The 5997-nt window shown below is 62.5% G+C and carries 7 protein-coding genes and 1 tRNA gene; 4 read left to right on the top strand and 4 right to left on the bottom strand.

Features of this window, described 5'->3' with window-relative positions; all coding sequences use genetic code 11:
* The 3 genes from BG35_RS0105540 to BG35_RS0105530 form a co-directional block, all read right to left on the bottom strand.
* On the bottom strand, positions 1-677 hold a 677-nt coding region (locus BG35_RS0105540; RefSeq protein ID WP_025782040.1), incomplete at its 3' end, for an FAD-dependent oxidoreductase.
* Positions 678-705: 28 nt separating this feature from the next.
* Positions 706-825 (bottom strand): photosystem II protein Y, encoded by a 120-nt coding sequence (locus tag BG35_RS0105535; RefSeq protein WP_025782039.1) that lies wholly within the window; start codon positions 823-825, stop codon positions 706-708.
* 29 nt (positions 826-854) lie between these two features.
* A complete protein-coding gene (locus tag BG35_RS0105530) occupies positions 855-1448 on the bottom strand; it encodes a gamma carbonic anhydrase family protein (RefSeq protein WP_025782038.1) in 594 nt (197 codons plus the stop codon).
* A gap of 47 nt (positions 1449-1495) precedes the next feature.
* Between BG35_RS0105530 and BG35_RS0105525 the strand changes: the two genes are divergently transcribed.
* The 3 genes from BG35_RS0105525 (at position 1496) to BG35_RS0105515 (ending at position 3448) form a co-directional block, all read left to right on the top strand.
* Positions 1496-1567, top strand: a tRNA-Lys gene (locus BG35_RS0105525).
* Between the two features lie 131 nt (positions 1568-1698).
* Complete coding sequence (gene fba, locus BG35_RS0105520; RefSeq protein WP_025782037.1) at positions 1699-2772, top strand: class II fructose-bisphosphate aldolase; 1074 nt, start codon at positions 1699-1701, stop codon at positions 2770-2772.
* A 178-nt stretch (positions 2773-2950) separates the two neighbouring features.
* Positions 2951-3448, top strand: coding sequence for a Fur family transcriptional regulator (locus BG35_RS0105515; RefSeq protein ID WP_025782036.1), 498 nt, complete (start codon positions 2951-2953; stop codon positions 3446-3448).
* Between the two features lie 100 nt (positions 3449-3548).
* Here BG35_RS0105515 and dnaA read toward each other — a convergent pair whose 3' ends face one another.
* A complete protein-coding gene (dnaA, locus tag BG35_RS10520; RefSeq protein WP_034417282.1) occupies positions 3549-4973 on the bottom strand; it encodes a chromosomal replication initiator protein DnaA in 1425 nt (474 codons plus the stop codon).
* A gap of 242 nt (positions 4974-5215) precedes the next feature.
* Here dnaA and BG35_RS10515 point away from each other — a divergent pair.
* The coding region (locus tag BG35_RS10515; protein WP_236619798.1) for a trypsin-like peptidase domain-containing protein at positions 5216-5997 on the top strand (782 nt) is incomplete at its 3' end.

Here is a 5997-nt window from a genome sequence, read left to right as displayed (position 1 = left end):
TGGCGGTCGGCGAACACCATGCCCCCGTTGATCATGGGTGTGCGATCCGCCGGCATCACGGACCAGCAGTAGCACTCCATGTCAATGAGGCGCAGCAACTGGGGATCATGGATGTGACGCCGGGCCACGTCCCCCACGTTCACGGGCAGCCAGCGGGCCAGGCCCAGGCAAGCCAGGGGATTGCGGAAAAACACCTGGGCCAGGTAACCCGGCTCCTCAAGGGACTTGAGGGGAATGGCGTCCAGACAGCGAAACACCTGCCAGCAGGTGTCGTAAAAGGCGCGAATGCCACGGACTTCACCCGGAAACTGCTCCGCCAGGGTGGCAATCCAGGTGTTGTAGTCCCGGCTCACCGCCAAGTCCAGGTGATCCGGCAGGTGGTAATGGAGTTGAACAGGATCGGGGATGGTGTCCAACTCCTCCCCCACGTCCGCCAAGGCCCTGGTCAACAGGTTGGTGGAGCCTTCCTTGCCGAACCCGAAAATCATCGAGGCGCCCACGTCAAAGCGGTAGCCGGGGCGATCAAAACTACCGGCACTGCCACCGGGAATCAGGTAGCGCTCCAGCACCAGGGTGCGGGCGCCCTTGGCGGCCAACTGGGAGGCTGTGACCAGGCCACCCATGCCCGCCCCAATGACAACGGCATCCCAGGCGGGGGTGGCGGGGGTTACCCCCATGGCCGGTGACGGATCAGGGGACTTGGTTTCAGCGGAGTTCCTTCATGGTGCGTTGGAACTGACTGAGGGCGTCCCGACCAATAACAAAGACCACCCAACTCAGGGCAGCCAGCACGGGGAAGGCAACAAGGAGCAGACGCCAATCCACGGGTTCAGCAGAAATGATTGGCTCACACCTTACAGCCGTGGTCCTTCAGGTGGGGGGCTGTGGGCTGCCTGGCCACAATCTGTGACCAACCCGCAACCAAAAATCCCCTCCGCCGCCAGGGTTCCATGGGTGCGGGCCAACCGGGCATACTGGTCCGCATGGCGGCGCTGCTCCTCCAGCGCCTCTTCCCCGAGGGATCGCACCGGCCTGGCGGGAACACCGGCCACCAGCATTCCGGCGGGCACGTCCCTGGTGACCACAGCCCCAGCGGCCACCATGGCCCCCGCCCCCACGGTGACCCCGTTGAGCACGATGGCGCCGATGCCCACCAAGGCGCCCTCCTCCACACTGGCGCCATGGACCACAGCCCGGTGACCAATGGTCACCTGGGCCGCAATAACCACGGGGGCGCCCGGATCTCCATGGAGAACGGCCCCATCCTGAACGTTGCTGTTGGGACCGATGCGGATGGGGGCCAGATCCCCGCGAAGCACGGCCGTGGGCCAGACCGAAGCGCCGGCAGCCAGTTCCACGTCCCCCACCACAACGGCAGAAGCGGCCACCCAACTGCCTGGAGCCCGGCGGGGAGAGGGCCAGGGAGCCGTAGGGGGTGATTCAACCATGGTCAAAGTGGCGCTTGCGTGATAGTCTCCACGGGACTGCCCAATCAGGGTCGCTAGCTCAGCGGTAGAGCATCCGGCTTTTAACCGGCTGGTCCTGAGTTCGAATCTCAGGCGACCCATGGATTTTCCCTGAAGTGTTGGCGGATCTGCAGTGCTGCAGGGCCAATCACCCAATTCATGGACGGCATTCAACAGACTTTCTTCCAATCCGGTAAACTTTCCGTGACCACCGGACACCTCCTTCACTGCCATGGCGCTGGTTCCCCTTCGACTTCTTCTTGACCATGCCGCTGAGCACGGCTACGGGATTCCTGCTTTCAACGTCAACAACCTCGAGCAGGTGCAGGCGATCATGGAAGCAGCCCACGAGACCGACAGCCCGGTCATCCTGCAAGCCTCCCGCGGCGCCCGCAGCTATGCAGGCGAAATCTTCCTTCGGCATCTCATCCTGGCCGCCACGGAGACCTACCCCCACATCCCCGTGGTGATGCATCAGGACCACGGCAACGCCCCCAACACCTGCTACTCCGCCATCACCAACGGCTTCACGTCGGTGATGATGGACGGTTCCCTGGAAGCGGACGCCAAGACCCCCGCCAGCTACGACTACAACGTGAACGTCACCCGCACAGTGGTGGACGTGGCCCACTCCGTGGGTGTCAGCGTGGAAGGGGAACTGGGTTGCCTGGGATCCCTGGAGACGGGCAAGGGGGATGCCGAAGACGGCCACGGCTTTGAAGGGGAACTCTCCCGGGATCAGTTGCTGACAGATCCTGGCGAAGCCGCCGACTTCGTGGCCAAGACCAAGGTGGATGCCCTGGCCATTGCCATTGGAACCAGCCACGGCGCCTACAAGTTCACCCGCAAGCCCACGGGGGAGGTGCTGGCCATTTCCCGCATCGCGGAAATTCACAAGGCTCTGCCCAACACCCATCTGGTGATGCATGGCTCCAGTTCAGTGCCCAAGGAGTGGCTGGACATGATCAACCAGCACGGCGGCGACATCCCCGAGACCTACGGGGTTCCTGTGGAAGAGATCCAGGAGGGCATCCGCAATGGCGTGCGCAAGGTGAACATTGACACGGACAACCGCCTTGCCTTCACCGCGGCGGTGCGGGAGGCTGCCGCTGCCGATCCCGGCAACTTCGATCCCCGCCACTTCAACAAGCCGGCCCGCAAGTACATGAAGCAAGTGTGCCTTGACCGCTATCAGCAGTTCTGGTGTGCCGGCAAGGCCAGCGCCATCAAGCAGAAGCCCATCAGTGTCTACGCGAATCTCTATGCCAAAGGCAACCTGGATCCTCGCGTGGCTGTGGCGGTGTGAGGGGGATGGTTCCCCCGCTCCCCGCTGGTGACGGGGCCTGACGGGGAAAGGTTCCCCAGGGTGGAGGCTGGCGGAGTCGGCCTCCACCCTGGGGAATGCAATTTTCTCCCGACTCGACCCATCCTGCAGGTGTGGAGCAAGTGTATCCTGGATCGTGGAGGCTATAGGACCTGCTCCAATGGTCAAGCGTGTTCCCGTAGCGGCAATCCGGCAGTACTCACAGGAGCATCTGCGGGAAGTGCTGAACACGGCGGGTCGGCGGCTGACTCCTCAGCGGGAAAAGGTGCTCTCTCTGTTTCAAAGCCTGGGACCCGGCCATCACCTGACAGCAGATGATGTGCATCACCATCTGAAGCAGTCGGGGAACAAGGTATCCCTGGCCACCGTTTACCGCAGCCTTAAGCTTCTGGTGACCATGAGGTTATTGGATGAGGGGGAATGGCAAGAGGGTTTACGTTGCTATGAATTGCGACAGGGTGGCAGCAAGGCGCACCATCACATGATCTGTATGCGCTGCGATCACACGGAAGAGTTTGTCAGCGAGGTCATTACCGCAGCTTCCAGGGACGTGGCTCAAGTCACGGGTTTTGAGTTAACAGAGGTGCGTCTCATTCTGCGGGGAGTCTGTAGACGTTGCCGCCAACGCAGCAAGGCCACAGCAGAAACCCTGACTTAGGGAACGATCCTGAACCTCCATCGTCAACGCGCCCTTCCCCCATGGGGCATTCCGCCGCGTTGCCATAGTAAAGCCTTGAAACTCCTCCAGGTAAGGTACTTCATATCCCCAGCAAGTTATGGGCTTTTGCCATCTGCTGGGCCAATTCGGGGTCGTTGCCCAGAGCCTTGCGGATACGTCGAATCCCGTAGAGCACAGTGGTGTGGTCCTTCCTCCCGAAGCATTGGCCAATTCTGCTGAGGGACAGGCTGGTGTGTTGCCGTAGCAGATACATGGCCATCTGGCGCGCCTGGCTCACGATCCGGTTGCGGCTATTGCCTTGCAGATCCGCCGCCGCCACTGCAAACACCTGGGCAACGCTTTCAATGATCTGTTTGGGGCTCGCCGGCGCCGATTCGGCAGGCATGTTCAGAATGGGCGCCACTGCCCTGGCGCTCAGGGGCTGGCTCGTAATGGAGCAGTAGGCCACCGCGCGGGTCAGCGCCCCCTCCAGTTCGCGGATGTTGGAGATGAAATTGCAGGCAATGTAGTGGATCAACTCTTCCGGTAGCTCCACCCTGTCCTGGTCGGCCTTTTTGTGGAGGATGGCCATGCGGGTTTCCAGGTCGGGGGACTGAATATCAGCCACCAGACCCATGGAAAAGCGGGAGATGAGCCGCTTCTGGAGTTGGCAGATCCGGCTGGGGGGACGATCACTGGCCAACACAACCTGGCGGCCCGACTCATGCAGCCAGTTGAAGGTGTGGAAAAACTCCTCCTGCGTGTACTCCTTGCCCTGAAGAAACTGAATGTCGTCCACCAGGATCAGATCCGCCTGCCGGTAGTCGTCACGGAAACTCTGGGTCCTGTCCTTACGGATCGCCGTGATCAGGTCGTTGGTGAACTGCTCGGTGGTGACGTAGACAACCCGGTCTTTTGGCTTGACCTGAAGGCGCTGGTGGCCGATGGCCTGCATGAGATGGGTTTTCCCCAGGCCGGCATTGCCACACAGAAACAGGGGATTGAAACGCTTGCTGGTGGACTCTGCTACGGCCATGCAGGCTGCATGGGCCATGTGGCTGTTGCCCCCCACCACAAACCGACTGAAGAGGTAGCGGGGATTGAGGCCCCTGCCGCTGGGGGGGCGCCGACCTGGCGCCGAGGAGCCGATTGTCACAGCCCGACGGGCGGGATCGGTTCCCGGGGGATCCGCAACGGGGGCGCCAGCGCCCGGTGGCGGGGCGCCAGGACCGGCCTGGGGGGACGGCTGGCTGCCGGGCGGAGCGTCTTGTGGAGCGTCCTCGATGAGCACCTGAACAGGCTGCCCGGCGATACCGGAGGCCAGTTGGCGAATCAGGTCTTGATAGTTCTTCCGCAACCAGTGGGCCGCAAAGGGGTTGTGGGCGAGAAGTTCCAGGCGCTTCCCGTTGAACCTGGCTCCCCCAACGGGCTCGATCCAGGTGGCATAGCTGGGTTTGCTCAGGTTCTTCCGGAGTTCATGGCAGATATCACGCCATAGCTCTGCACCTGACTGGTTCTTATCCAACGGAGCGCTTGCCCCTTGCGCGGTGGAGTTTTAGGTTCCACTCTCTAGCAGGAAGTCGCCGCCCATGGGGATGCCCCATGAACCACACCGATAACTGCACGTCCCTGATCCGATTGGCGGATTTGTATGGGAGCATCGGGCCTCCCTCTGTTGCCTGGACACGGAGGAGAAACCTGGAATCCGCTCCCCCGTACAGGCCCCGTGAAGTGAGCCGATTCCCTGGCTGTCAGCGCCATCATCCCGTGCCGCGTCCTCTACCGCATATGTCCACACGGATTGTCCTGCTGAGCCTTTGTTGCGTCCTTGCGGGCTGTGCCTCCCTGCCTGACGTCTGGCCACCCTCCCGCCGTGATCCGGCCGCCGGTTCCGTTTCCGGGCCGGGGCAGCCGTCCGGTAGCGATGATGCCGCCGAGCGGCCCCTGTTGAAGTCCCTGCCAGGGGACTTTGTCGTTGCGGCCGTGGAAAAGGTGGGTCCCAGCGTGGTGCGCATCGATACCCTCCAGGCGCGGGACCAATTCCCCTTCCACATCTTTCCGGGAGACGCTCCCCCGGAGGACGATCCTCCTGAAGGCCAGGGCTCGGGTTTCATCACGCGCTCCGACGGCATCGTGCTCACCAACCACCACGTGGTGGAAGGGGCAGAAAGGGTCACGGTGACCCTGCGCAGTGGTCGCAGTTATACGGGCCAGGTGCTGGGCTCGGACATGGTCACGGACCTGGGCATCGTCAAGATTGACGGGGCCGAGAACCTGCCCGTTGCCAGGCTGGGCAACTCCGACGAGGTGCGTCCCGGAGAGTGGGCGATTGCCATTGGCAACCCTCTGGGCCTCAACAACAGCGTCTCCCTGGGCATCGTGAGCGCCACAGACCGCACAGCCGGAGTTCCGGGCGGGTCGCGGGTGTCCTACATCCAGACGGACGCGGCCATCAACCCCGGCAATTCCGGTGGGCCGCTGATTAACCACCATGGTCAGGTGATCGGCATCAACACGTTCATCCGCACCTCCCCGGGCGGGGGCATCAG

The sequence above is a fragment of the Candidatus Synechococcus spongiarum SH4 genome (genome assembly GCF_000586015.1).
Taxonomy (GTDB): domain Bacteria; phylum Cyanobacteriota; class Cyanobacteriia; order PCC-6307; family Cyanobiaceae; genus Synechococcus_B; species Synechococcus_B spongiarum_F.
This window is presented reverse-complemented; position numbering and strand designations above follow the sequence as displayed.